At 43.1% G+C, this 3,309-nt stretch carries 1 protein-coding gene; it reads right to left on the bottom strand.

Annotation, left to right across the window (positions count from 1 at the left end):
* On the bottom strand, positions 1 to 3,309 hold a 3,309-nt coding region (locus L3V43_RS23555; RefSeq protein WP_237117537.1), incomplete at both ends, for an amino acid adenylation domain-containing protein.

Here is a 3,309-nt window from a genome sequence, read left to right as displayed (position 1 = left end):
ATATTGAGTCGCCACCTAGGGCAAAGAAGTTTGCCTCACAGCTCAGTGACGCTTGCGGTATCTTTAATAAACTCGACCATAATTGCTGCAATTGCGCTTCTGTTTTATTTTGTGGTCCTCGGTAATGTGCTGTCGTCAATTCCGGTTGTGGCAAAGCGCGTTTATCAACCTTACCATTGACTGTAAGTGGAAATTGCTCCAACACCACAAACTGGCTCGGCACCATATATTCTGGTAATTGTTCGGCGAGCGCTTCGCTCAAAATACGAGTAGCGCTATCCTCAGACATCTCACCAGATAGCATCACGTAAGCAATCAGGTATTTTTGACTTCCTTCCCCCCAACACAATACTGCGGCTTGCTTAACACCGAAAGATTCATTCAACAATTGCTCAATTTCAGCCAACTCAATACGATAGCCACGAATTTTTACCTGTTCATCGATCCGGCCTAAGTAAACTAATTGGCCAGTATCAGATTGTCGTACAAGATCGCCTGTACGGTATAATTTCTCATGCTCATTCGTTACAAATGGGTTACTTACAAAACGTTCAGCATCTAGCTCTGGACGCTTGATATAACCTTGTGCCACACCTACACCACCAATATATAACTCTCCAACCGCCCCCTCAGGCAGCAGTTGCTGCTGATCATCAAGAATATAAGTTGTAACATTATCAATAGCAGTGCCTATTGTTACAGACGTATCGGGATGGAGCTTAGCTACAGTGGCACAAATAGTGGCCTCTGAGGGACCGTAAGCGTTATACATTGGATAGTGCTTTGACCACTGCTGCGCCAGTGCGGTACTACAGGCTTCACCACCCACCAATAAAGCGCGAAAATGGTAGTTTTGATGACAAGGTAGATGCTGTAAGTATGCTGGGGTTATGAGTGCATGAGTGATACCTTGATCAACCAAGTAATCTGTCATTTGCTGAGGATGATATTTATCAGCTTCGCTACAGATACATAGCGATCCTCCGTTCGTCAACCCCCACATCCATTCTAGGGTAAAGGCATCAAAGCTAGTAGAAGCTAGTTGCAACACTTTACTACTGTTATCTACTTGGAATTGTCTCCCTAAGTATGCCGCAAAGTTGACAGCTCCTTTATGTGCTATTTTAACCCCTTTAGGTTTGCCACTGGTGCCAGACGTATACACTATATATGCACTTGCCACATCACTATTTAAAATAGGGCTTGGTGGATTGTCTTGGCTATAGTTTGTCAGCGAGGTGTCAGCCATAACACAGCTAAAAGTACCTCTGAGTTCCACAAGTCTTTTTTCAAGTTCACTACTGGTGAGTAATAATGATGCTTCAGAATCATTAAGGATGTAAGACACCCTGCCATCGGGGTAACTTGGATCAATAGTCAGGTAAGCACCTCCTGCTTTTAATACCGCAAGAACACTCACAAGCAGTAGTTCAGAACGTGGTAAACAAATAGCGACTGTTTGTTCTGGCGTAAGCTGATATTGTTCGATTAAATACCAAGCCATTGCATTTGCTCGCGCATTTAATTGTGCATAACTTAAACTTCTTCCTGCTGACGTAATAGCTAACGCTTCTGGCTGTCGTTCAACCTGTCGTTCGAACAATTCATGTAAACCGCAATTTGCAGCGGGGTAATTTGTATTACCTGCCGCCCTAGTGAGTAATCGAGTAAACTCTTGAGCATCTAGTATATTTAATTGCTTAATGGCAATATCTTGATCTTCATGATGAGCGGCTAACGTACTCAGTAAGTTACACAGATGTCGGTCTAGAGTAGTGATATGCTGGTGAGAAAATATTGCAGTGTCATAGGTCCAGTTGATTGTCACTTCATCTTTATTGATACAAATATTAATATCTAAATCGAACTTAGCTACTTTAACTTTTTGCTCCCGTCGCTCAACAATGAGAGCTTGATTTTGCGGTACAGGCTTCGATGAAAAGTCGTTTTGTGTTGCTAGTAAAATTTGAAATAACGGAGTATGTGAAGCAGAACGTTCACTTGCTAGTTTATCAACTAACTTTTCAAACGGCATATCCTGATGCTGCTGGGCTTCAAGGTGCACTTTCTTCACATGCTTAAAATAATCGCTCAGATCGTTGTAATTGGTATTTACTCTTAATACTAAAGTATTCACGAACAGACCAACAACCCCATTCAACTCGCCTTGTAGTCGGTTGGCAATCGGCATACCCATCACGATGTCATGACTACCACTGTGACGCGATAAAACTAAGGCACACAAGGCATGAGACAGCATAAACGGCGTCAAGGCATAATGCTTTGCCAAGCGACAAAGCTTACTCGCTACTTCACTGCTGAGTCGACTTGACACTTGCTCTCCCACGTAGTTCTTATCCGCTGGACGTTTAAAGTCTAACGGTAAGCTATGGACTTGTGGCATTGCAGCTAACTGTTGCTGCCAATACTGCCAATGCGTATCTAGAGTATCAGGCGTTAGCTGTTTACTTTGCCAAAGAGCGTAGTCCGCATATTGTAGGGGTAAAGCTGTAAGTGGGTTTTGTTGGCCTTGAGTAAAAGCTTCATAGAGCGCCCAACATTCGCGGGTCAAAATATCCATCGACCAACCGTCAGTGGCGATATGCGGCATATTAATTATTAAAATGCTCTTATCGACTTGGCATAGCAGTAGACTCACTTTAAGCATTACATCATCTGCAAGGTTAAATGTGTACTTCTGCTGCTCTTCAAGCCTCTGAGTGATTTCCGTCTCTTGTTCTTCACTCTCTAAATGCGTCAAATCTACCTGTTCGATGTTAAAATTGACTGTGTGTGCCGCGTGAATGATTTGCAGCGCTTGCTCATTGACATGTGCTTGATATGTAGTTCTGAAAATTGCATGGCGCTCAATCAAAGCAACGAAAACACGTTGCAATGCTGAAATATCAACTGCACCACTTAACGTTAAAGCCCGAGTGATATTGTAGGCATATGTGCCACCTTGCAAAGCATCGATAAACCACAAACGCTGTTGTGCAAAAGTCAGTGGAGCACTGTCTAAATTATCTTGTGCCTTAATCTTCTCATATGTGTGCTTTGCTTGAATTTCCTGGTGGCTTTGCAACCACATACCAAACTGACGAATATTGGGATGTGAGAATAAATCACCCAAAGTTACTTCAATGTCGAAATGCCGCTTAATTAACGCACTAAGCTTCACCGCTAACAGAGAATTTCCCCCTAACCTAAAGAAATCACCCGTTACACTTAACTCCTCTAGTGGTTGTCGCAGTACCTCTGCCCATATCTCTACCAGCGCTCGCTCTACACTATTCTCCGCCGCTTCAT

Source organism: Pseudoalteromonas sp. L23, from assembly GCF_021728455.1.
GTDB lineage: Bacteria > Pseudomonadota > Gammaproteobacteria > Enterobacterales > Alteromonadaceae > Pseudoalteromonas.
This window is presented reverse-complemented; position numbering and strand designations above follow the sequence as displayed.